The 20,600-nt window shown below is 69.7% G+C and carries 23 protein-coding genes, 1 tRNA gene and 1 pseudogene; 9 read left to right on the forward strand and 16 right to left on the reverse strand.

The window, feature by feature from the left end:
• Nucleotides 1–22: 22 nt before the first annotated feature.
• The 5 genes from EXE52_RS03145 to EXE52_RS03160 form a co-directional block, all read right to left on the reverse strand.
• Complete coding sequence (locus EXE52_RS03145) at nt 23–1,378, reverse strand: Xaa-Pro peptidase family protein (protein ID WP_089308825.1); 1,356 nt, start codon at nt 1,376–1,378, stop codon at nt 23–25.
• Entirely contained in the window at nt 1,375–3,219 is a 1,845-nt protein-coding gene (locus EXE52_RS03150; protein WP_089308826.1) for a UvrD-helicase domain-containing protein, read from the reverse strand. The genes EXE52_RS03145 and EXE52_RS03150 overlap by 4 nt, the downstream gene beginning before the upstream one ends.
• A gap of 106 nt (nt 3,220–3,325) precedes the next feature.
• Nucleotides 3,326–3,484: a hypothetical protein gene (locus tag EXE52_RS18415; RefSeq protein ID WP_006111597.1), complete on the reverse strand. Its 159-nt coding sequence runs from the start codon at nt 3,482–3,484 to the stop codon at nt 3,326–3,328.
• Nucleotides 3,485–3,562: 78 nt separating this feature from the next.
• Nucleotides 3,563–3,745, reverse strand: coding sequence for an HVO_0416 family zinc finger protein (locus EXE52_RS03155; RefSeq protein ID WP_049931749.1), 183 nt, complete (start codon nt 3,743–3,745; stop codon nt 3,563–3,565).
• 151 nt (nt 3,746–3,896) lie between these two features.
• On the reverse strand, nt 3,897–4,439 hold the full coding sequence (locus EXE52_RS03160; protein ID WP_049931752.1) for a CDP-2,3-bis-(O-geranylgeranyl)-sn-glycerol synthase: 543 nt from the start codon (nt 4,437–4,439) through the stop codon (nt 3,897–3,899).
• Between the two features lie 132 nt (nt 4,440–4,571).
• Here EXE52_RS03160 and EXE52_RS03165 point away from each other — a divergent pair, with 132 nt between their 5' ends.
• A complete protein-coding gene (locus EXE52_RS03165) occupies nt 4,572–5,411 on the forward strand; it encodes a proline dehydrogenase family protein (RefSeq protein ID WP_049931754.1) in 840 nt (279 codons plus the stop codon).
• Between the two features lie 84 nt (nt 5,412–5,495).
• Nucleotides 5,496–6,209 carry a DUF502 domain-containing protein gene (locus EXE52_RS03170; RefSeq protein WP_049931755.1) on the forward strand — a complete coding sequence of 238 codons (714 nt, stop codon included), beginning with the start codon at nt 5,496–5,498 and terminating at the stop codon, nt 6,207–6,209.
• A gap of 86 nt (nt 6,210–6,295) precedes the next feature.
• On the opposite strand, the gene EXE52_RS03175 is transcribed toward EXE52_RS03170, so the two are convergent.
• From EXE52_RS03175 to EXE52_RS03185, 3 genes are all read right to left on the reverse strand, one after another.
• A complete protein-coding gene (locus tag EXE52_RS03175; protein WP_049931757.1) occupies nt 6,296–7,225 on the reverse strand; it encodes a branched-chain amino acid transaminase in 930 nt (309 codons plus the stop codon).
• A gap of 430 nt (nt 7,226–7,655) precedes the next feature.
• Nucleotides 7,656–8,408, reverse strand: a complete 753-nt coding sequence (ribB, locus tag EXE52_RS03180) for a 3,4-dihydroxy-2-butanone-4-phosphate synthase (RefSeq protein ID WP_049931758.1) — start codon at nt 8,406–8,408, stop codon at nt 7,656–7,658.
• Complete coding sequence (locus tag EXE52_RS03185) at nt 8,408–9,166, reverse strand: DUF120 domain-containing protein (protein ID WP_049931759.1); 759 nt, start codon at nt 9,164–9,166, stop codon at nt 8,408–8,410. Before EXE52_RS03185 ends, ribB begins: the two co-directional genes overlap by 1 nt.
• 258 nt (nt 9,167–9,424) lie before the next feature.
• On the opposite strand from EXE52_RS03185, the gene EXE52_RS03190 reads away from it, so the two are divergent.
• From EXE52_RS03190 to EXE52_RS03195, 3 genes are all read left to right on the forward strand, one after another.
• A tRNA-Ala gene (locus EXE52_RS03190) sits at nt 9,425–9,496 on the forward strand.
• Nucleotides 9,497–9,680: 184 nt separating this feature from the next.
• Nucleotides 9,681–9,809, forward strand: a complete 129-nt coding sequence (locus EXE52_RS18965) for a hypothetical protein (RefSeq protein WP_255375966.1) — start codon at nt 9,681–9,683, stop codon at nt 9,807–9,809.
• A 185-nt stretch (nt 9,810–9,994) separates the two neighbouring features.
• Nucleotides 9,995–11,278 carry an MFS transporter gene (locus tag EXE52_RS03195; RefSeq protein WP_089308827.1) on the forward strand — a complete coding sequence of 428 codons (1,284 nt, stop codon included), beginning with the start codon at nt 9,995–9,997 and terminating at the stop codon, nt 11,276–11,278.
• A gap of 16 nt (nt 11,279–11,294) precedes the next feature.
• Here EXE52_RS03195 and EXE52_RS03200 read toward each other — a convergent pair whose 3' ends face one another.
• From EXE52_RS03200 to EXE52_RS03210, 3 genes are all read right to left on the reverse strand, one after another.
• Nucleotides 11,295–11,852, reverse strand: a complete 558-nt coding sequence (locus tag EXE52_RS03200) for a hypothetical protein (RefSeq protein WP_089308828.1) — start codon at nt 11,850–11,852, stop codon at nt 11,295–11,297.
• Between the two features lie 40 nt (nt 11,853–11,892).
• Nucleotides 11,893–13,194 carry a ribonuclease R family protein gene (locus tag EXE52_RS03205; RefSeq protein WP_089308829.1) on the reverse strand — a complete coding sequence of 434 codons (1,302 nt, stop codon included), beginning with the start codon at nt 13,192–13,194 and terminating at the stop codon, nt 11,893–11,895.
• A 71-nt stretch (nt 13,195–13,265) separates the two neighbouring features.
• Nucleotides 13,266–13,637: a hypothetical protein gene (locus EXE52_RS03210; protein ID WP_089308830.1), complete on the reverse strand. Its 372-nt coding sequence runs from the start codon at nt 13,635–13,637 to the stop codon at nt 13,266–13,268.
• A gap of 51 nt (nt 13,638–13,688) precedes the next feature.
• Between EXE52_RS03210 and EXE52_RS03215 the strand changes: the two are divergent.
• A pseudogene (locus EXE52_RS03215) lies at nt 13,689–13,946 on the forward strand (cation:proton antiporter); the annotation flags it as partial.
• 112 nt (nt 13,947–14,058) lie between these two features.
• Here EXE52_RS03215 and EXE52_RS03220 read toward each other — a convergent pair.
• The 3 genes from EXE52_RS03220 to EXE52_RS03230 form a co-directional block, all read right to left on the reverse strand.
• The gene (locus EXE52_RS03220; protein WP_241988194.1) at nt 14,059–14,517 is read right to left on the reverse strand and encodes a hypothetical protein; all 459 of its coding nucleotides are present in this window, start codon (nt 14,515–14,517) and stop codon (nt 14,059–14,061) included.
• A gap of 776 nt (nt 14,518–15,293) precedes the next feature.
• Complete coding sequence (locus EXE52_RS03225; RefSeq protein ID WP_086219956.1) at nt 15,294–15,593, reverse strand: DUF5789 family protein; 300 nt, start codon at nt 15,591–15,593, stop codon at nt 15,294–15,296.
• A gap of 270 nt (nt 15,594–15,863) precedes the next feature.
• Nucleotides 15,864–17,024, reverse strand: a complete 1,161-nt coding sequence (locus tag EXE52_RS03230) for an aminopeptidase P family protein (protein ID WP_089308831.1) — start codon at nt 17,022–17,024, stop codon at nt 15,864–15,866.
• A gap of 93 nt (nt 17,025–17,117) precedes the next feature.
• Here EXE52_RS03230 and EXE52_RS18420 point away from each other — a divergent pair, with 93 nt between their 5' ends.
• Complete coding sequence (locus tag EXE52_RS18420; protein ID WP_167373102.1) at nt 17,118–17,288, forward strand: hypothetical protein; 171 nt, start codon at nt 17,118–17,120, stop codon at nt 17,286–17,288.
• Nucleotides 17,289–17,379: 91 nt separating this feature from the next.
• Complete coding sequence (locus EXE52_RS03235) at nt 17,380–17,610, forward strand: hypothetical protein (protein WP_049931774.1); 231 nt, start codon at nt 17,380–17,382, stop codon at nt 17,608–17,610.
• A 45-nt stretch (nt 17,611–17,655) separates the two neighbouring features.
• Here the strand turns inward: EXE52_RS03235 and EXE52_RS03240 are convergent, their stop codons facing one another.
• The gene (locus EXE52_RS03240) at nt 17,656–18,009 is read right to left on the reverse strand and encodes a VOC family protein (protein WP_049931776.1); all 354 of its coding nucleotides are present in this window, start codon (nt 18,007–18,009) and stop codon (nt 17,656–17,658) included.
• Nucleotides 18,010–18,035: 26 nt separating this feature from the next.
• Nucleotides 18,036–19,424 carry a tRNA(Ile)(2)-agmatinylcytidine synthase gene (locus EXE52_RS03245; RefSeq protein ID WP_089308832.1) on the reverse strand — a complete coding sequence of 463 codons (1,389 nt, stop codon included), beginning with the start codon at nt 19,422–19,424 and terminating at the stop codon, nt 18,036–18,038.
• A 197-nt stretch (nt 19,425–19,621) separates the two neighbouring features.
• Here EXE52_RS03245 and EXE52_RS03250 point away from each other — a divergent pair, with 197 nt between their 5' ends.
• Nucleotides 19,622–20,593 carry a transcriptional regulator gene (locus tag EXE52_RS03250; RefSeq protein WP_049931780.1) on the forward strand — a complete coding sequence of 324 codons (972 nt, stop codon included), beginning with the start codon at nt 19,622–19,624 and terminating at the stop codon, nt 20,591–20,593.
• The last annotated feature ends 7 nt before the right edge of the window (nt 20,594–20,600 follow it).

Genomic DNA, 20,600 nt, shown 5'->3' on the forward strand with positions numbered 1-20,600 from the left:
ACCGGTCGTAGCTACCCGCCGCTCACTCTCGCTCGCGCGGCGCGATGCCGATCGGATGCTCCGCCAGTATCTCGTATCCGTCTTCAGTGACGAGGACTAGGTCTTCCAGCCTGACGCCGCCGATATCCGGATCGTAGACGCCGGGCTCGACGGTGACGACGTGTCCCGGACGCAGTTCGCCCGCGCCCGACAGCGACGGCCTCTCGTGGAGGCTCACGCCCACGCCGTGGCCGGTGCCGTGGGTGAAGCCGGCCTCGCCCTCCCCGGCGTTCGGGTCGAAGCCGTAGGCGGCGAGCTCCGCCGCCGCCTCGCCGTGAACGGTCTTCGCCGGGACGCCCGGCTCGACCTCGTCGAGCGCGGCCTCGCGCGCGGCCTCGACCGCGACGTACGCCCGCCGCGCCCAGCCGCCGTCCCCGTCGACGACGAACGTCCGGGTCGCGTCGCCGTAGTACCCGTCGGGACCGCGGGGCGAAACGTCGAGCAGTACGGTCTCGCCCGGCCGGACCGGGTCGTCGCCGACGTAGTGGAGGTCGGCCGCCGAGGGACCGGCGCCGATCACGGTGTTGCCCGCGTCGCGGACGCCGCGCGCGGCGAGGGCCGCGTTCACCTCGCGGCGGAGTCGCTCCGTCGTCAGCGGCTCCCCGTCCCACCGGAGCGGGGGTCGGCGGTCGTCGTCGGCCCGCCCGGCCGCCGTCTCCTCGCTCCCCTCGTCGACGGCCTCGCAGTCGGCGAGGACGGCCTCGGCGCGGGCGATCCCGGCCACCGTCGCGCGCTGGACGCGCCGGATGCGGTCCCGCTCCGCCGGCGTCTTTCGCGCCCTGGCGGTCGCGACCGCCTCCGTCGACGCCGGCTCGAACCCCGCCCGTTCGAGGTACACCGCGGCGTCGTGCGGAATCGACGCGGGCGTCAGGACTCCTTCCCCGTCGCCGCTCGCTCCGCCCGCGAGATCCGCGGCGGCCGCGGCCGCGCGCTCGCCGGCGTGGTCGCCGACGCGCTCCGTCCGGACCTCGCGGGCGACCCCGTCGTGGAAGCCGACCTCGTCGTCGGTCGGCCCACCGCTCCCCGATTCGTGGGACGCCCGCGCGCTCGCGACGAACTCGCGTTCGGCCTGCTCGCCGAACAGGGCGGGCGCACAGAGGACGGCGCGGCCGACGGTGTCGGCGGTCGCTTCGCCCGTCGGGACGACGACCAGCGCGGAGGGCCTGTCCGGGCCGGCGAAGCGGGAGAGGTAGCGCAGGTCGCCGTCGAAGCGGTCGCCGACGGCGACGAACGCGGCCGCGTCGGCGTCGCGGACCGCCTCGACGATCGGTCGGAGGTCGGTCCGGAGCGGGCGGGGATTTTTTTCGCGGTCGGTGGCGGTCGCGTCGTCCTCGCTCACGGCTCGGGCTCTGGCACCGCCAGCTCCGCCTGGACCTCCTCGACGAGTTCCTGGGCCGGCTCCTCCCGGAGCTCGTTGAACAACAGGACGCTGATCGGCAGCGTCGGCGCACCGCTGATGAGGCTCTCCATGATCACGAGCCGCTCGCGGGCGCGGGACATTCCGACGTAGAAGACGCGGCGCTCGTTGTCGGTGAGGACGGGCACGGGACTCGTCGACTTCGTGAACTCCTCGACGCCGTCGACGTCGGTCGGGTCGTCGATGGAGGCCGCCATCTGCTCGACGACCTTCTCCGTGAGGTCGGTAGCGACGAACACGTGGTCGGCCTCGCGGCCCTTCGCCGAGTGGATCGTGCCGACGCGGACGCGGGTCGGGTCAGTGCCCTGGTACTCGCCCTCGAAGTACGCGCCCATCGACTTGCGCTGGAAGCTCGTTACCTTCCGGACCATGTCGTCGGCGCTGGCGGTGTCGGGCATGAACGGGATGTACTCGTCGAGCGTGTCGGCCGCGATGTCGATGTCGGCGACATCGTCGGAGTCGGCCGCCTCCTCGCGGTCGTCGAGGAAGTCGTAGAACTCCTCGCGGTCGTGGGTCCCGAACGCCGACTCCTGGAGCATGTCCGCCAGCCGCCGCGCCTCCAGCCCGGTGACCGGGTCGCCGACCTCGGCCTTCTCGATCGCGCTGACGTAGTCCTGGACGCGGTCGGTCCACATCCGCCCGTCGGTGAGCATCGTGAACGGGATGCCGTGGTCGATGAACTCGTCGATGAAGTCGAACATCTGGTACCGGGCGCGGAACAGGCACATCACGTCGCCCTCGTCGTCCTCGACGGTGTACCGGACGTTCCGGACGAGCTCGATCATCGACGGCGACTCGATCGCCTCGACGGAACCGCCCTCCGTGCGCGGGTGGAGGTCCTTCTCCTGCCGCTTGTCGATGTGGCGGATCTCGGCGTTGACGACGTTGAGGATCTCCGAGGGGAGCCGGTAGGAGTTCGGGAGGACCACGTCCTCGTCGACGTCGGTGTCGAGGAGGAGGTCGGGGTCGGCCCCCTGCCACGCGTAGACGACCTGGTCGTCGTCGCCGGCGATGAGCACCTTCTCCATGTGCGGGCGCCACTCCTCGAAGACGTTGTACTGGAGCGTCGTGATGTCTTGGAACTCGTCGATGATCAGGTAGTCGACGCTGGGGACGAGCGAGCGCTGCGCGACCCGTTCGAGCATGTCCGCGAAGCCGACGAGGTCGTTTTCCCCCTTGTACGTCCGCCACGCCCGGATCGTCTCGGGGATGTCGATCCGGTCGTCGTCGGAGGGCCACGTCGGCGTGTACTTGTTCCCCTGCTGGGCGTTGGGGTCCTCCTCGGGCGGGAGCCGGACCTCCTCGACATTCCACTGGAAGGGCACGTCGTACCAGTCGGCCACGTCGCGCTCGGTGCGCTGGAGCCACTGCGAGGTGGCGATGATCTTGTTGCCGATGGTCGTCGACCGCGCGGTCCGGCGACCGGCGCCGCCGTGCTGGTCCTCGAACTCGATGCCGTACTCCTCGCAGAACGCCTCCTTGTCGTCCTCGCCCACCACGTCGCCTCGCGAGAGGTCGAGCAGCTCGTACGCCTTCGCGTGCATCGTGCTCACGTTCCCTTGGAGGCTGCGCGGGGAGATGTCGAGCCGCTCGGCGAGCCGTTCGCGGATCTCGGCGGCGGCCGCGCGCGTGTACGAGACGACGAGCACGTCGCGCACGTCGGCGCCCTCCTCGTCGAGGATCTCCTCGACGCGGTCGAGGAGCGCGGTCGTCTTCCCGCTCCCGGGCCCCCCGAACAGCCGCGTCACCGTGGTATCAGTCATTATTACCTCCAGATTCCGGTTCTCCTTAAACGCCGTGGCTCGGTTGCCCTCGATGCGCGCGCCGGACCGCGGCGGCAGAGCGTCGCGTCATCGTCCGGTCGGTCCGTCAGCCGCTCCGCGTCGCGCGCGCTTCCCGCACGTCGGCGCCGTCGCGGACCAGGTCCTCGCAGGCCGGACAGACGCGGGGCCGATCGACCTCGTTCGGGGTGAACACCCGAACGTAATCTGTCGTGACGAAGGAACCGCAGTTCTGACAGGTCGGCATGATAGTCACTATCGAGTAATTCCACATAATACTACCGGGGGGTATGACGGAAAGAAAATTCGCGGAACGCGGCGCGCGTCAGTTCGGCCGCCAGTCGCAGACCGAACACGTCGCGGTTCCTTCCTCGTGGAGCGCACCGCACTCGGGACACTGGAGCTTGTTATAGGATCGCTCCCAGCCTACGATCTCCGTCTCGTGGCCGCGGTCGGAGAGGAACTCGTCGAACACGTCGTCGTCCGAGCTGGGTGCACTACTAGACATGCGTGTCATCGTATGCCACACCAATATATATGTCTTTCTGCCGTTCTCGTCGCTGCGAATTACGCGGACAATCGATCAACAAGAGATACAAAAAGAGTCGAAACCAAACATCAGGGCAGACCGAACGCCGCGGGCGGAAGCGTAGCGTCGCTCACCACGGCTCGTTTTTGACTCCGAGCGCGTACGCGCCGACGTTCGTGACGACGTGGAGGACCGGAGTCATCACGAGGACGACGGCGAGGACGCCCGGCGTGAACGCAGCGAGCGCCCAGTCGGTGTCGACGAGGAAGACGAGCCCCAGCGCGCCGACGACGAAGTCCAGCTGGTCCAGACCGGGGAACGCGGCGCCGCGCTCGCGGCCCGAGCGACGCTTGAGGAACGAGGCGCCGATGTCGCCGCACATCGCGCCGAAGGCGAGCGCGAACGCCGCCGGGAGCGCGAACGTCGGCAGGTCGCTCCCGAGCGCCGCGCTCGCTGGGGCGGCGAGCGCGTTGAGCGCGAGCGCGAGCAGGACGCCGACGAGAGTGCCGACCGCGGTGCCGCGCCATGTCTTCCCGTCGCCGAGCAGCCGCGCCCCGCGCCACTCGCGGCCGCCGTCGATGGGGCGTCCGCCGCCGGCCAACACCGCGGCGTTGTTCGGGACGTACGCCGGGAGCATCGCCCAGAACGCGGTCGCGACGAGCGTACCGATCATGTCCCCACGGGCGGCGCGCGGCGTGTTATAAACCCCGGATCCGTCGCCGCCGGTCGCCGCACCGCACACGCGATTGCGGTCGTCGCCGCCGACTCGACAAAGGTAAAGTTCGCGCCGGCCGGAACGCTCAGTATGATCCCCCCAGTCGCTAGCCGGTTCGTCGCCGGCGAGAGCGTCCCGGCGGCCCTCGACCACGTCCGCGCCGCGAACGAGGACGGCGTCGCGGTCATTCTGAACCTGCTCGGCGAACACTACGACGACCCCGCGGACGCCCGCGCGGACACCGACGCCTACCTCGGGCTGCTCGACGATATCGCCGACAGCGGCCTCGACGCCTGCGTCTCGGTGAAGCCCTCGCAGATCGGGATGGACGTCTCGACCGACCTGTTCGAGGAGCACTACCGAGAGATCGTCGCTCGTGCCCACGAGGTCGACGCGTTCGTCTGGTGCGACATGGAGGACGCAGACACCACCGACGCCACCCTCGACGCCTTCGAGTCGATCGCCGCCGACTACCCGTGGAGCGTCGGGCAGTGCGTCCAGTCGAACCTCAGGCGCACCGCGGACGACCTCGACCGCCTGATCGACGTTCCGGGGAAGCTCCGGCTCGTGAAGGGGGCCTACGACGAGCCGTCCTCGATCGCGTACACCGACAAGGCCCGCGTCGACGAGGCGTACCGCGACGACCTGACGACGCTGTTCGAGCGGCGCGACCGGGGGATCGCGGTCGGCAGTCACGACCCCGAGATGATCTCGCTCGCCGACCGGCTCGCCCGCGACCGCGGCGCCGACTACGAGGTCCAGATGCTCATGGGGGTCCGCGAGGACGCCCAGCGCGACCTCGCCGCGCAGGGGGTCGACGTACACCGGTACGCGCCCTACGGCGACAAGTGGCTCTCGTACTTCTACCGCCGCGTCCGCGAGCGCAAGGAGAACCTGACGTTCGCGGCGCGGGCGGTGCTGGGGCAGTAGTCGACGCGACGCCTCGCGACCTCGCCCGCGCCGCCGGCGCGTGGAAGCCCTCTTAAGGATTGCCGACACATACCGATCCGATAGATGTCCACGTGGAAACGCGACTTCGCCAGCGGGCTCATCGTGCTGGCGCCGCTCCTCGTCCTCCTGTTAGTCCTCCGCTGGATCTACCAGTACATCGCCTCGATCCCGCTCATCGAGGGGCTCCAGCCCGAGGTCATCCCGGCGCCGCTAGAGCCCGTCTCCCGCGTCGTCATCGCGTTCGCGGTGTTCGCGACCGTGGTGCTCGCGGTGGGGTACTTCATGCGGACGACGCTGGGTCGGCTGGCGGAGTCGGCGGTGGACGACGCGATCAACCGGATCCCGGCGCTCCGAGTCGTGTACAACGCCTCGAAGCTCGCGATCGAGACGGCGATCTCCGGCACCGACGAGCTACAGAGCCCGGTGTACATCGAGACGTGGCCCGGGATCCGGATGACCGCGTTCCGGACGGGGAAGAAGACCCGAGACGGAAAGATCGTCCTGTTCATGCCGACCGCCCCGAACATCACCACCGGCTTCGTTATCGAGGTCGAACCGGACCGGGTCGAGGAGACCGGCGAGACGGTCGAGGAGGGGATGACGCGGGTCCTCTCCGCCGGATTCGCCGAGTCCGCTCATCAGGTCCCCGTCCACGAGGAGGCGCCCACGGAGGGCGACGGCGACGGGACCCCGGGCGGCTTCGGACGCGTCCGGACGGACGGGACCCCGAGCGACGGCGAGGGGTCGGCGACCGACGGGAGCGGTTCGAGCGAGTAGCGGCTCGAGCGGCCGGCAGTTCGAGTGACTAGCGGCTCTTCGCGCGCGGCGATTTAAAAAGATCGAGAGAAAGCAGGCGAGGCGAGCTACAGGTAGGTGAACCACTCGTCGTGGTCGTCGGTCCGCCGCTCGACCAGGTCGAAGAACGCGTCCTGAAGCTCCTCGGTCACCGGGCCGCGGCTTCCCGAGCCGATCTCCGTGTCGTCGACCGAGCGGATCGGGGTGACCTCGGCCGCGGAGCCGGTGAAGAACAGTTCGTCGGCGGTGTACAGCTGTCCGCGGGAGATGACCGCCTCGTCGTGGACCTCGTAGCCGCGCTCCTCGGCGAGGGCGATCACGGTGTCGCGGGTGATCCCCTCGAGGATCGACTGCGCGGGGCCGGTGGTGTATATCTCGCCGTCGTTGACCATGAAGATGTTCTCGCCCGGCCCCTCCGCGACGTTCCCCTCCTTATTCAGGACGATGGCCTCGACGTAGCCGTTCCGGCGCGCCTCCTCGCCCGCCAGCATGGAGTTGACGTAGAGCCCGGTCGTCTTCACGTTCGTCGGCACCTGCGAGGAGGCGTGCTTCCGCCACGAGGAGACCATCACGTCGACCCCCTCCTCGAGGGCCTCCTCGCCGAGGTACGCCCCCCACGGCCACGCGGCGAGGACGAGGTCGGTCGGGCAGCCCTTCGGCGAGACGCCGAGCGAATCGTACCCGTAGTAGGCGATCGGTCGGACGTACGCGGAGTCGAGGTCCTGCCGATCGAGGAGTTCGAGGGTCGCCTCGGTGATCTCCTCGCGCGAGTGCTCGATGTCCATGTCGTACATCTTCGCCGAGTCGAACAGCCGGTCGAGGTGTTCCTCCCACCGGAAGATCGCCGGCCCCTGCTCGGTGTCGTAACAGCGGACGCCCTCGAACACGCCGCTCCCGTAGTGGAGCGCGTGGGTCAGAACGTGGGTCGTCGCGTCCTCCCAGTCGAGGAACTCCCCGTTCTTCCAGATCGTGTCGACGTCCATCTCGTCGAATCCCATACTCGGTAGTTGCGGCCGGCGGGCTTAAAACTGTGACAACCGGTCGGGGTTGTCGGGACGGACCGAGTTTCGATTCCTCTGACGGGACAACGACAACCACTTACAAAGCCCCAGCCGCTCGGCGAAACAGAGACGATCCCGACACGAACACCGCCAGAGCCCCAGCCGTGAGGGCGACGTACGCTCGCTGCGCGCTTCACTCGGTCGCTCACTGCGTTCACTCCTTCGTTCCAGTGCTTGCGTCGCCTACGTCGCCCTCACGGCTGCCCCTTTGAGTCCCACCCCGCACCGCTCCGTACAGCACCTCTCACCTCCCCAGCCTCGTCAGTCGCCCCCGCTTCGCTCCGGCGACTGACTCCCTCGCACGCGCTGACTCGCGGTCGCCGAGGGCGACCGCTCGCAGGCGCGCGCCGACAGCAGCGGCGGTCGATTATTTCAGCGCCTCGACGAGGGCCGCGCCCTCGACGTACGGGATGTCGCGGCGGGCCGCGTAGGCGGCGGCGTCCGCGGGCGAGAGCGCGTCGCCCGTCTCGTCGTCGAGCATCTCGCAGACCACGGCGGCGGGCGCGGCGCCCACCGCCTCGGCCATCGCGAGGCCGAGTTCGGTGTGACCGGTGCGCCCCGAGAGCCCGTCGCGGTCGCCGCGCAGGACGTGAACGTGACCCGGCGCGCGGAACTCCGCGGCGAAGTCCTCCGGGCCGTACCCGCCCGGGTCGCCGCGGACGCGGCCGGCCGCGTTCGCCACCTCGGCGATGGTCTTCGCGCGGTCCGCGTCGGTGATCCCGGTGAACGTCTCGCGGTGGTTCACGGGCAGCGAGAACGAGGAGCGGTCGTCGTAGTCCGGGTCGTCGTCGACCGCGGGGTGGTCGAGCGCGTCAGCGAGGAACGGCAGGTCGAACGCGTCGCCCACCGCGTCGCTCACGGCCACGCAGATCAGGCCGCCCGCGTCGTTGCGCATGTGCGCGACCGCGGCCTCGTCGACCGCGCCCGCGGGGTAGACGATGTCTGTCTCCCCCTCGCGGTCCGCGAAGTCGTGGACGCAGACGGGGTCGCCGGCGCGGAAGGCGTCAAGCGCGCGCTCGACCGCGTCGGCGTCGTCCGCGGGCTCGGTCCCCTCGGTGGCGTCGGCCGATTCCGCTCCGCCCGCGCTCGCCTCCGGGTCGGCGTCGACGTCGGCGCGCATCAGGCGACCTCCGTCTCGGCCGCGACCGATCCGGGCTCGTCGGCCCGGCTCGTCGGCTCGACGCGGACCTCCACCGCGTCGCCGTCGGCGAGGTCGAGCGCGTCGCGCAGCCGGTCCGGCGCGATCAGTTCGAGCTGGTCGTCGTCGTGGTGGGTCCGATCGGGGACGATGGCGTGGACCTCCTCGTAGCGCTCGTCGCCCGCGACGAGGGTGACCCCGTAGCAGGTGGCCGCGCCGTAGGTGCGCTCCTCGCTCTCCCACGCGTCGATGGGCACGGCGTCGATACCGGCCATCTCGCCGCGTCGGCGGACGCTCTCCTCGGTGAGGTCGACGTTGAGCGTGCCCGGGAACGGGTCGTAGCCGAGGCGCTCGCGGAACTGCTCGGCGTAGCCCGAGAGCGTGATGTAGTGGCGCCCCTCGCCCATCCCGCCGGTGACCGACCCACGGAGCGAGAGTCCGACGTCCGACTCGAACAGCCGGCGGTAGTCGGCGTACTCCGCGCGGAGCGCGGCTTCGCCCGCGTCCGTCACGCGGACCCACTGCCCGTCACTGACCACGTCGCGCTCGACGTAACCCGCGGATTCGAGGGTCTGGAGGCGCCGAGAGGCGGTCTGCGTTGAGGCGTCGAGCCGGTCACCGAGCGCCGCACACGACACCTTCGTCTCGGAGAGCCCGCCGACCAGCCCGACGTGCTTGAGGGCCGCGAGCGCGGCCGAGTCCACGTCGGTGTCCGCGTCGGTCGCCGTCGCGTCTGACATACCTTACAGTCGGTCGTCCGCGGGCAAAAGAGTAACGAATGTGGTACGCATCTCAAAAACGTTATGTGGTCGTAGAGCCGACCAAGAACCGCAGGATCAAACAGTTCGCCCGCTGGACATGTAACCCCGTCGGTGCCGGCCGGCTTCGCGATGTTTCGGTTCCTCGACCGAACCGATTCGGCCGCCGGATGCGAGCGACTCCCGCACGGGTCGTCGAAAGGTAAGGTACAAATACGAACGGCGATTGGTTCGTCGTGAGGGCTCGTAGATCAGTGGCAGATCGCTTCCTTCGCAAGGAAGAGGCCCGGGGTTCAAATCCCCGCGAGTCCATGTTTTCCGCCGCGAGCAAGGTCGCGAGCGGCGCAACCCGCGCAGCTCGCTCGGTCCCGTTCGTTGATCCTCACGAGACCCCTGTGAGCCCACTCGACTCCCGTTTCGGTCGTTCCGACCCGGTTCGCACGCTGGATCTCTCCCGTTGGAAGCGATTAAATACCCTCGGCGAATCCGTCGGCGTATGAGCGTCTCTGAGATACTCGAGGGAACCAACCTCACGCACCGTCAGATGGGGGTAATCATGGTCGGGTGGATCCTGTTGGTCTCGGTGATCGCCGTCGGTCTGCTCCTGTACACGTCGACGCTATAACCGGCTTCCCGACCGGTCCGGCGGGCGCGGCCCGAGTGCGAGGCGCTTTCTGCGTCCCGTCAGACCTCTCGGAACAGCGTTCGTCGTCGTCGTCCGCCTCGGGACGCCGCCGACGCCCCGCACTCTCGGCAACCGCGGCGGGTACCCCCGGGGTTATGAACGGACCCGCCGAACCCGCGACTCACATGGACGCCGCCGAGCGACGGATAGTCGGATTCACCGCGGGATCGCACGGGCTCGTCCACACATACGAGCTGTCGATCCCCATCCTGTTGACGGTGTGGGTGGGTGAGTTCTCGACGACGGCGGCCGCGCTCGGCGTCGTCGTCACGCTCGGCTACGGGCTGTTCGGGGCCGGTGCGCTGCCGGGCGGTATCCTGGTCGACCGTTTCGGGTCGAAGCCGCTCATCCTCGCCTGCCTCGCCGGGATGGCGGGCTCGTTCCTCGCCGTGAGCCTCGCGCCGACGCTCCCCGTCCTCGCCGTGGCCGTCGCGATATGGGGACTCACCGCGAGCGTCTATCACCCCGCGGGGCTGTCGCTGCTCTCGACCTCGGTCGACCAGCGCGGGACCGCGCTCGGCTACCACGGGATCGGCGGGAACCTCGGGATCGCGCTCGGTCTGCTGGCGACCGCGCTGCTGCTCTTGGCGTTCGACTGGCGGCTCGTCACGGCCGCGCTCGCGCTCCCCGCGGTCGCCGTCGCCGCGTACGGCGTCACCGTCGACGTGGACGTGGCGCTCTCGTCCGCGGACCCCGAGCCGGGAGCGTCGGCCGCCGACGGGGGTCCGAACGGGGACTCGACCGGCGGCGCGAGCGGCGAGGTCTCGCTGTCGTCGGTCGCGACGGACACTCGGATCCTGATCGCCGGGGGGTTCCTGCTCGTGTTCGCGTTCGTCACGTTCAGCGGGCTCTACTACCGGACGTTCCTCACGTTTCTGCCGGACCTCCTCGGCGACGTGCTCGGCGGGCTCGTCGACCTCCAGTTGGTCGACCCGGAGAGCCCGTACGCCGATCAGTTCGACGCGGGACGGTACCTCTACGTGGCGGTCCTCACGGTCGGCGTGTTCGGCCAGTTCCTCGGCGGTCGGATCGCCGACCGCGTGCCGCCGGAGCGCGGGCTGATGGCGCTGATGGGTATTCTGTCCGCGCTCGCGCTGCTCTTCATCCCCGCGACGGGGACGATCGCCACGTTCGTCGCGGTGTCGCTCGCGCTCGGCGTCGCGCTGTTCACCGTCCAGCCGCTCTCGCAGGCGACGGTGGCGGCATACTCGCCCAGCGAGGCGCGCGGCCTCTCGTTCGGCTACACGTACGTCGGGATCTTCGGGATCGGCGCGCTCGGGTCGACGCTGGCCGGAACGATACTCACCCGGGCCGGCCCGTCGGAGCTGTTCGTCGTGCTGGCGATCATCGCGGCGCTCGGCGCGGTGTCAGCGACGGCGGTGTCACGCTTTGCGACGCGACGGGACTGATCCGGGGCGCCGCTGGTCAGTCCGCGCCCCCGTCGCGGTCGCCTTCGTCCTCGGCTGAGTCGTCGTCGCGCGCCCGTTCGCCGGAATCGTCGTGATCGTCCGCCCCGTGGCCGTTCGCTTCTCCTCCCCCGTCGTCCGCCTCGCCCTCCCCGTGGTCGCCCGCTTCTGCCGCTTCGTCGTCCGCCTCGTACTCCTCGTGATCGCCTCTTTCCCCTCCGTCGTCCGCATCTCCGTCGCGCTCTCCCTCCGACTGGACGTCGATCGTGACGGGCCCGCTGTCGGTCTCGTTCGCGTCCGGATCGGCCTCCGTCGTCTCGCGTCCGGCTTCGTCGTGCTCGAACGGCTCGTCCTCCGCCGACTCCATCTCGCTCAGTGCGTAGCCGACGGCGTAGCCCGTCGACCCGCCCAGCAGCGCGCCGATGCCGGCGCCGACGGGGCCGCCCCGAGCGCCGAGGACCGCCCCGGTGAAGCCGCCGACCGTCGCCGCGCGCTCCGCGTCGCGCTCGGGATCGCCGGTCGGTTCGAGCGGGTCCCCTTCGTGCCGGTCCGCGTTGTCGTGGTCGTGTGCGTCCATACCACGCTTTGCGGCCGCACAGGTCTATATCTCTCGCCGCTCAGGCGGTGTGTTTCGCTTCCTCTGAATCCTCGACGACCTCGACGCCGCGGTTGTTGACCGCGTAGGGGTCGAGCCCCTGTTCTTGGAGGAACTGCTTGTACAGCCGCTCTGCGGTCTCGCCGTCCTTTTGCTTGTCGCTGGCGTGGTCGCAGAGTTCGACGAGGGTCTCGGGCACGTCGTTCTCGTGGACGATCCAGTGGTTGATCGTGTCCGACAGGCGGCGGATCGGCGAGGTGAAGTGGCCGTAGATGTCGAAGTTGAGCGCGTGGTGGCCACCGAACGGGTCGTTCATGTACTTCGCGCGCGGCATCACTTTCAGCACGGCGCGCTGGATCTTGTTGAGCTGGCGCTCGGGCGACTCCTCCAAGGCGGCGTTGACCGCCTTCCGGGGGTCGTCGCCCCACGCCTCGCCCGGGATGGAGACGCCGTCGAGCTCCTGGATCTCTTTGAGCGCCTCGTTCCACTGGTCGGGGGTCGGCTGCGGGTGGACGCGGTACATCGCCTCGACGCCGCGGTCCCACATCAGCGTGTGCGTCACCGCCTTGTTCGCCTTCAGCATCGACTCCTCGATGATGGTGTGCGCGCGGTCGCGCCGGGGATTTAAGACGAGCGAGCCGTCTGCCTTGCGCTGCTCGTGCATGCGGTCGGCGAGCTCGAAGGCGAGCGCGTTCTCCTCGCCGAGGGGGAGCGAGGGGTCCTCCAGCCGGTTCTCGCACTCCTTGTAGGTGAGTCGCTCGTCGGAGTTGATGACGGACTTGTAGATATCGATGTCCTCGAAGGATAGCGTCTCGTCGTCGATCTCCATCTCGACGGTGTGCGCGAGTCGGTCCTCGTTCGGGACGAGCGAGCAGACCGTCTCGGCCAGCACCGGCGGAAGCATGTGGATCGTGTAGTCGGGCAGGTAGACGGTGTTGGCGCGCTCGACCGCCTCCTCCCACATCGCGGTGTCCGGGGTGACGTAGTGGGTGACGTCGGCGATGTGGACCCACAGCCGGTAGGCGCCCTCCTCGCGTTTAATCGAAATCGCGTCGTCGAAGTCCTGCGCGTCGACCGGGTCCGTGGTCCACGTGGTGAGGTCACGGAGGTCCTCGCGCTTGTCGATCTCGGCCTCGATTTCCTCGTAGACGCCCTCGGTCCGCGCCTCCGCCTCGCGGAGGACCTCGCTCGGGAACTCGTCGCGGATCTCGAACTCCTCGAACAGCTCCTCGCGCTTCTCCGCGAGTCGGTCCGCGAGCTCCGGCGTGATCGTCACGGGGCCCTGGTCCTCGGCGGACCCGGGCTTCGGCTCGTCGTCTGACATACCTCCACCAACGCGGGTCCGTTAGAAAGGCCTGTCGGGCGGGCTGACGGGGACTCGATCCGGCGACGGGGCTACCGGTCTCGGTCGCGGTCGCGGTCGGAGCGCCGCCTGTCCGACTGGCCGCGGTCCGAGCGCGCACCCGATCTGTCCTCGTCGGTGCGGTCACCGTCGCCGCTCGTCACCGCCTCGACGTAGCGGTCGAGGAACTCCTCGTCGGTGAGCCCGTCCGCCTCGATGGAGCGCAGTAGCGATTCGAGCCCGTCGCGGGGCTGGTGACAGATCCCGTCGTCGCAGTCGGCACAGAGGTACTCGAACTCCTTGTCGCGCCGGCTCCAGCGGTCGCCCTCCTTGTCGTACTCGCGGGCGTCCTCCCGCAGCACCGAGTCCCCGCACGCGATACAGACGACCGTTCGCCGGTCCCGACTTCCCCGGGAGCCCCACATACCGCGCATCTCGTTCCCGCCCCACTTAGCGTTTGGTGCGCGGCCGACGCGCGTTCGACGCGGGTGGGACTCGGGATGACCACCCGCGGCGAGTTCTCGCTGATCATCGCGACTGTCGCGGTCACCGGCGCGAACGCGGGGACGTTCGACCCGGCGCTCGCGGGGACGATCAACGCGTTCGCGGTCGGCTACGTCCTCGTGATGGCGGTGCTGGGCACGACGCTGATGAGCTACTCCGCGCCGTTCGAGTCGATCGCGACCGCGTGGCTGGACCGCGGCGGAGCGGACGGCAGTGGGGCGAGTGGATAGGATTTCGGCGCAGCGGGCGTTTATTTATAAACAGTCGGCTCTGTTGAAACACTGTTCTTCAGATACGTTTTCGCCTGAAACAGCCGATCGCTGAAGAGTGCGAACGTATCGGCTATTCTCCGCTACGGCTGCGCTCGTGGACGTAGCTGAAAATCAGGCTGAGTGGGACGGCTATCCAGATCGTCCACACGACCACTGTCAAGACGGTAAGGGGGTACAGCTCGAAGAACGCTCCGAGGAACTCGGTGAGCGAGGTCAGCGGGTCGGCCCCCACGTACGGGTTCAAAACCTCGTAGCCGTACACCGGAGCCAGTAGCAACCACACGGCAGTCCCGGCGAGGTAGTTCCCGACGACCGTGACCAGCGCTGCGACGGCCCTGTAGTACGGGACACTTGACGACAGGAAGCGCCACGTGAGCGCCCCGACCACGAATCCCGTGGCGAGGTACACCGGGATCGCAGACAGAACCACCCCTGCGGAAGCCGCCGTACCCGAAACCAGCGTACTCACCGGAGCAAACACGATTCCACCGGCGAGGACACCGGCCGCCATACTGTAGCCAGCCCCCACGTCTTGTCGGTCTCCGAGCGGCAACCGTGACGGTCCGTATCGACCGTACAGCCGCACAACTCGGTCCAGCCTGGCTACCATGACACTCACCCCCTGATAAATCGTATCTGAACGTACTTCGTTCCGCCGGCTGGACAGTGGCTCGCTGTCCATCTCCTTATCTGGGGCAGCCTCGACTCCGGGATAGACCAGATACACAGGTCGAACAGTCTACTCGCCGAATAATCGAAGACAGCTCAGTCGACATATTTCTACTCTGTACCGAGCGAGACCGGGCGAGTATATGTTATCTGTCGAGGATTTCAACAGAGCCAAATAGCCGATTTCAAACCGGTGGCGAACACCTCCAAAGCCCCAGCCGCTTACTTATAAATAGTTGATTGCTGATCGACCGATGAAACCACCAAAGTCCCCGTCGCTCGTTTATAAATAACTGACTGTGGATCGACAGCGAACACTTCTAAAGCCCCGGTCGTGAGGGCGGCGTACGCTCGCTGCGCTCCTCACTCGGTCGCTCACTTCGTTCGCTCCCTCGTTTCGGTGCTTACGTCGTCTACGCCGCCCTCACAACTGCCCCTTTGAGTCCCAGCCCGACCGCAACCGCCCCGCACCTCACGCCGCCCCAGCCTCGTCGGCCTCCCTCTGGTCGGCCGACTCCCTCGCGCGTGCTGGCTCGCGGCCTATCGGCCGCTCGCAGGCGCGCGCCGACCGCCAATTTATAGGCGTCCCTCCTCGTCTCAGCTGCTGTTTATAAATAGGTCCGGCGCGCTCGACGCCTACTCGGTCGCGACCGGGCCGCGGCCGACGACGTCCTCGACCGCCTGGACGAAGTCGCTCCGGCTCTCGAAGAGGGGGACCTCGCTCTCCGCGAGCACGTCGTCGAGTTCTCGGGGGCCGTCCGGCGTCCGGAGTTCGGCGTCGCCCTCCTGTTCGCGGACGTCGCTGCGCGTCGCGGGCCAGGTGAGCCGCGACGCCACGCGGGCGACCGGCTCGCCGGCCACGTCCGGCCCGTCGCCGAGTTCGACGGCCGGCTCCGCTTCCGCCTCCTCGTCTTCGTCCGCATCGGTGTCGCTCATGCCCCGCGGTTCCGCTCGGGCGACACTAATGGTTTCGATGCCGCTCGGGCCGCGCGGGGACGGTCCGCGCGTTCGGTCCGCCGGGTGAAATACACCGAAATAATTCGGTGATACTGTTATGTTATCCGGCCGTAATTTCCGGTTGGGGGAATAGCACACGACTCCCGAATCTGCGATTCGACGCTCGCAGCGCCTGTCGCTGCGCTTTTCCGACGCGTTCTCCCTGACGACGAGGTGTTCCGCCGCCGGCAGCCGGGACACCCTCGCCCGTCACTCCCAGCCGCGGTCGGTCCGGTTCAACCGCTCGCAGCCGTCCTCGGTGACGACCACGAGGTCCTCGATCCGGCAGCCGAACCGTCCGTCGAGATAGATCCCGGGCTCGACGGAACACACCATTCCCGGCTCCAACTGGCGGTCGTTTCCGGCGACGAGGTACGGCTCCTCGTGGACGTCCAAGCCCACACCGTGGCCCGTCCGGTGGACGAACGCGTCGCCGTACCCGGCCGCCTCGATCACCTCCCGCGCCGCGCGGTCGACGGCGGACGCGGGGACGCCGGGCACGACCGCCTCGACCGCGGCCGCCTGCGCCTCGCGCACGACCTCGTGGACCTCGGCGTACGCCTCGTCTGGCTCCTCGCCGAAGACGAGGGTCCGCGTTTGGTCGGACGGGTAGCCGTCGACGCGCGTCCCGAAGTCGAGGACGACCGGCTCGCCCGCGCCTATCTCCCGGTCGCCGTGGCCGTGGTGGGGTTTCGCGCCGTTCTCGCCCGCCGCGACGACCGTCTCGAAGCTGACGCCGCGGCCCCCGCGCTCGGCGAGTCGGTCCGCGATCCACTCGGCGAGCGCGGCCTCCGTCATGCCCACCGCGTCCGGGCCCAGTTCCCGGAGGTCGCCGACGACCGCGTCCGCGACCCCCGCGGCCTTCCGCAGCGCCGCCACCTCGGCCTCGTCCTTCCGAACCCGGAGGTCGGCGAGCGCCTCGCTCGCAAGCCCCCACGTCGCGTCGGGGGCCGCCGCCCGGAGGTCCTGCGAGAACCGCGCCCACATGGTGTCATCGACGAGGAGCCGCCCGCCGTCGAGCCCCCGGTCCGCGAGCAGCTCGCGCGTCGCCGCGACCGGGTCCTCGCCGTCGGCCCACGTCCGGACCTCACTGACGGTCGTCGCCTCGCGGACCTGCGTCTCGTACAGCGCCGGCACGATCAGCGCCGGCTCCGGGTCGGCGGCGCCCGCCGCCGGCACGACGAGGAAGAAGTGTCGCTCGCCCGGCTCCTCGGCGAAGCCGGTGAGGTATTCGAGGTTGCGGCTCGGGAACGCGACCAGTCCGGCCGCGTCGACCGCGTCCAACCGGCGCGCGGTCCGCCCGCGTCGTCGCTCGTGCGGGCGGGTCGACCTCTCCGCTCCCGCCCCGCCCGCGTGTGCGTCGTCGGTCACGCGCCGACGTTCGGACTCGGTATATAAGTAGGGTGGCGTTGACGGGGCAGCAAGCGGCGCATAACTACTGGTGAGCGGTTGTTACGTGATACCATGTCGACCGAGAACGCGGCGACGTTCGACTGCCCCGAGTGCGACGTGAGCGCGCCCTCGACGTCGGTCCCGTACGACTCGCTCGGCTACGTCGTCTGCCCGGTGTGCGGCTACGCGGCCACGCCGGAGCGGTCGTCGAGCGCGGACCGCTCGCCGAGCGCGGGCGACTGACTCGCGGGGACACAGGCCTCGAAGTCGGGAGGCACCCGCGCGACCGCCTCGGAACCGCACCGCTTTAGCCGCGGGGCGCGTCGGGTCCGATATGGGCTGGTCGCTGGAGCGCGACGACGGCACGGTCACCGAGTGGGAGCGATCGGACGGGTACGCGACCGTCAGGCTCCGGGAACGAACCGACGGGGAGTTCGTCGTCCGCCTCGACGTGATGGAGCAGGCGGCCGACGACTCCGCCTACGAGCGGGAGCGGTTCGACGACCGCGATGCCGCCGAGGAGCGCGCGGTGGCGTGGCGCGACGCCCGCGATCTCGACGACTGACGCTGGCCACTCCGACAACCGAGCGCGGTTCGCCTGCTCTCCAACTTACTCGATGTCGACTTCCTCGTCGAGAAACACCTGACACTCGACGGTCCGGCCCTCGGGGTCCTCGGCGAAACACTGGTAGATGTCGTACGTCTCGTTCTCACGCGGCGGCGTCACGACCGCGTCGCCGAGCCGCTCGCTCGCGGCGTCGACCGCGTCACGGTCCGGGTAGACGAACGTGAGGATGCCGCAGTCGTCGACCTCGTCGCGCTCGCAGAACCCGAACAGGAAGCCGCCGAACGCCAGGATCGTACAGTCGGGCTGTTCGACCCGCACCGTCGCGCCCAGTCGCTCGCGGTAGAACTCGACGACCGCCTCGCGCCGCTCCGTCGCGTGGAAGACGATTCCGGTCACGTCGGCCCGCTCGCGCGGCGAGCACTTTATCGCTCCGGGTGGGTCGGCGCGTCGAACCCGCCCCGGACGAGTGGCTTCGCGACGTGTCGGCGCGCGCTCGGCGGGACCTCGTACCAGCCGGCCTCGAGGTCGCGCTCGATCGGCTCCGCGACCTTCCCCGGCGCCTCAGTCCCGCAGTCGCGGCACCGGTACCCCTGATCGCTCCCGGCCGACGACATCGAGCGACCGCAGTCCGGGCAGGTCGGCACCGCGGGCGCGGTCCGGACGAGGTCGCGGACGGCGAACTTCTCCAGCTTCAGGGTGCTCGCCGGCTCGTCCGCGTTGTCCCGGACCTCGTGCTCGCCGCAGAGCGTGACCCGGTCGCCGGGGCGGAGCGCCCGGACGCGGTCGCGGAACCGGCCCGTCGGGGCGAACGCGACGGCGCGGAGGCGGTCGGCGTCGGTCTCACCGTCCGACCCCACTCCGGCGGCGTCGCTCGCGACGTCGACGTGGACGTGGCCACCCCGCTTCGTCTCCGGCGCGCTCGCCACCGCGCCGGCGACCCGATAGCCCGCGCCGTCGCGGAGGTCGCCGATCCGGCTGGGTGCGAGGTGGGCGTCGGTGCCCTGATTCGTCAGGAACGTCGCGGCCCGCTCGGTCGGCTCGCCGTCGACGGCGGCCGCCACCGCTCGACACGCGGCCGCGTCGTCCCCCCGGATCCCGTAGAGGATCGGGCCGGGCGCGTTCGGCACGCAGACGGTCTTCCCCGTGCCGCGGTCGACCGTGTCCCACACCGCCGGATACCCCTCGTCGGCGGCGGCGAAGACGCTCTCGGCGTCGACCTCGCGGGGCGTCCCGCAGCGGTCGAGTTCGCGGTAGGTGATGCGCTCGAACGTCCAGTCGTCGAACGCGGCCGGCGCGCCGACCGCGGCGAGCGCGCCGATCCGCCCCCGGCCAGCGACCGCGTCCGATTCGCCCGCGCCGCCCGCCGACCCGACCGCGACGTGTCGGAACCCGTGTTCGTCGGCCAGCCCGACGGCCTCGGCGACCGAGAGCCGCTCGCGGAGCGCGCGCCGCGCGAACGCGGCCACCGCGTCGGGGATCGGCGTTCCGGTCGGATCGAAGGGGTCGCCGGCGACGTCGAGGTCCGCGACCACTACGCCGGGCGAGGTACGCGGGTCCGCGGCCGCGGCGAACGCTTCGACCGCCTCCGCCGCGACCGACGCGGCCGACTCCGCGTCCGTCCCGGTGACGTGGAGCGCGACCGCGGCGTTCCCGCGCGTCTTGTGTTTCACGGCCGGATTGAGGCGGACGAGCAGCCGGCGCCGGACCCGAGCCCCGGCGTCAGCGAGGCGCTCCGCGATCCGCGTCGCCACGTAGGTCGTACACATCCCGCGCTCGCGGGAGTCGGTGTCGTCGACGGCGACGATCGGCATGTCGCGACGTTCGCGTCGCCGAGGCAAGCCCCTTTCGAGGCCGGTCGAGGCTGCTCCGGGCCGGCTGAGGCGATACAGCGACCGCTCGGGTATATAACCGTTTCCCGCCGCGGGAGGAAGAAATCGCCCGCGGGCGGTGGGTTCGCCGGCGAACGGGCGACACAACGCATATATACGGCGAGACGCTTGTTCCGGCTATGTCCCGGACTGCGCTCATCGGGAACGTCACCGCGATGCTGGAGGACGCAGGGTTCCTCGTCAGCGACCGGTGTGCGGTCCGGCCCAAGAGCTTCGACGTGGCGGCCCGCCGTAACGAGGACCTCCTCCTCCTGAAGATCCTCGGCAACGTCGACGCGCTCGACGCGGAGACCGGCGCGGAGATGCGCCGGCTCGGCGAGTACCTCAGGGGGACGCCGATGGTGATCGGGATCCGTACCCGCGACGAGGAACTGAAGCCCGGCGTCGTCTACTTCCGACACGGCGTCCCGGTGATCAACCCGGACACCGCCTACGACCTCTTCGTCGAGGGGATGCCGCCGCTCATCTATGCCGCCCCGGGCGGGCTGTACGTCAGCCTCGACGGCGACCTCCTCGCCGACGAGCGCGAGGAGCGCGGCTGGTCGCTCGGCCGGCTCGCGAACGAGCTGGGCGTCTCCCGGCGCACCGTCTCGAAGTACGAGGACGGGATGAACGCCTCCATCGAGGTGGCGATCCAGCTGGAGGAGCTGTTCGACCAGCCGTTCTCCAGCCCGGTCGACGTGCTCGACGGCGCGGACGAGGTCCGCGACTCGGAGCCGACGCCGTCGGCCCCCGAGGCCGACCCGGACGACGAGCACGTCCTCCACGTGCTGACGAGCGCCGGGTTCACGGTCCACCCGACCGCCCGCGCCCCGTTCAAGGCCGTCTCCGAGGACGAGGACAGCCCCGAGACGCGCGTGCTCACCGGCCACTCCGCGTTCACGGCCGCGGCCGAGAAGCGCGCCCGGATCATGTCCTCCATCGGCGAGGTCGCCCGGACCCGATCGGTGTACTTCACCGAGGAGAAGGAGAAGCGCGAATCGGTCGACGGCACCGCCTTGGTCTCCTGCGAGGAACTCGCCGACGTCACCGACCCCGAGCAGATCCGCGAGCTGATCCGCGACCGGGCCCGCGCTCCCTCGGAGGCCTGACGAGCCG

The organism is Halorubrum sp. CGM4_25_10-8A (genome assembly GCF_005435025.1).
Classification (GTDB): Archaea; Halobacteriota; Halobacteria; order Halobacteriales; family Haloferacaceae; genus Halorubrum; species Halorubrum ezzemoulense.

Coding starts and splice junctions, on each gene's coding strand:
- EXE52_RS03170 (WP_049931755.1), top strand. CDS start 5,496: ATGTCCACGTGGAAACGCGACTTCGCCAGCGGGCTCATCGTGCTGGCG.
- EXE52_RS03160 (WP_049931752.1), bottom strand. CDS start 4,439: ATGATCGGTACGCTCGTCGCGACCGCGTTCTGGGCGATGCTCCCGGCG.
- EXE52_RS03210 (WP_089308830.1), bottom strand. CDS start 13,637: ATGTGGGGCTCCCGGGGAAGTCGGGACCGGCGAACGGTCGTCTGTATC.
- EXE52_RS03225 (WP_086219956.1), bottom strand. CDS start 15,593: ATGAGCGACACCGATGCGGACGAAGACGAGGAGGCGGAAGCGGAGCCG.
- EXE52_RS03245 (WP_089308832.1), bottom strand. CDS start 19,424: ATGCCGATCGTCGCCGTCGACGACACCGACTCCCGCGAGCGCGGGATG.
- EXE52_RS18965 (WP_255375966.1), top strand. CDS start 9,681: ATGAGCGTCTCTGAGATACTCGAGGGAACCAACCTCACGCACCGTCAG.
- EXE52_RS03235 (WP_049931774.1), top strand. CDS start 17,380: ATGGGCTGGTCGCTGGAGCGCGACGACGGCACGGTCACCGAGTGGGAG.
- EXE52_RS03195 (WP_089308827.1), top strand. CDS start 9,995: ATGGACGCCGCCGAGCGACGGATAGTCGGATTCACCGCGGGATCGCAC.
- ribB (WP_049931758.1), bottom strand. CDS start 8,408: ATGCGCGCCGACGTCGACGCCGACCCGGAGGCGAGCGCGGGCGGAGCG.
- EXE52_RS18420 (WP_167373102.1), top strand. CDS start 17,118: ATGTCGACCGAGAACGCGGCGACGTTCGACTGCCCCGAGTGCGACGTG.
- EXE52_RS03155 (WP_049931749.1), bottom strand. CDS start 3,745: ATGTCTAGTAGTGCACCCAGCTCGGACGACGACGTGTTCGACGAGTTC.
- EXE52_RS03185 (WP_049931759.1), bottom strand. CDS start 9,166: ATGTCAGACGCGACGGCGACCGACGCGGACACCGACGTGGACTCGGCC.
- EXE52_RS03205 (WP_089308829.1), bottom strand. CDS start 13,194: ATGTCAGACGACGAGCCGAAGCCCGGGTCCGCCGAGGACCAGGGCCCC.
- EXE52_RS18415 (WP_006111597.1), bottom strand. CDS start 3,484: ATGCCGACCTGTCAGAACTGCGGTTCCTTCGTCACGACAGATTACGTT.
- EXE52_RS03165 (WP_049931754.1), top strand. CDS start 4,572: ATGATCCCCCCAGTCGCTAGCCGGTTCGTCGCCGGCGAGAGCGTCCCG.
- EXE52_RS03150 (WP_089308826.1), bottom strand. CDS start 3,219: ATGACTGATACCACGGTGACGCGGCTGTTCGGGGGGCCCGGGAGCGGG.
- EXE52_RS03175 (WP_049931757.1), bottom strand. CDS start 7,225: ATGGGATTCGACGAGATGGACGTCGACACGATCTGGAAGAACGGGGAG.
- EXE52_RS03200 (WP_089308828.1), bottom strand. CDS start 11,852: ATGGACGCACACGACCACGACAACGCGGACCGGCACGAAGGGGACCCG.
- EXE52_RS03250 (WP_049931780.1), top strand. CDS start 19,622: ATGTCCCGGACTGCGCTCATCGGGAACGTCACCGCGATGCTGGAGGAC.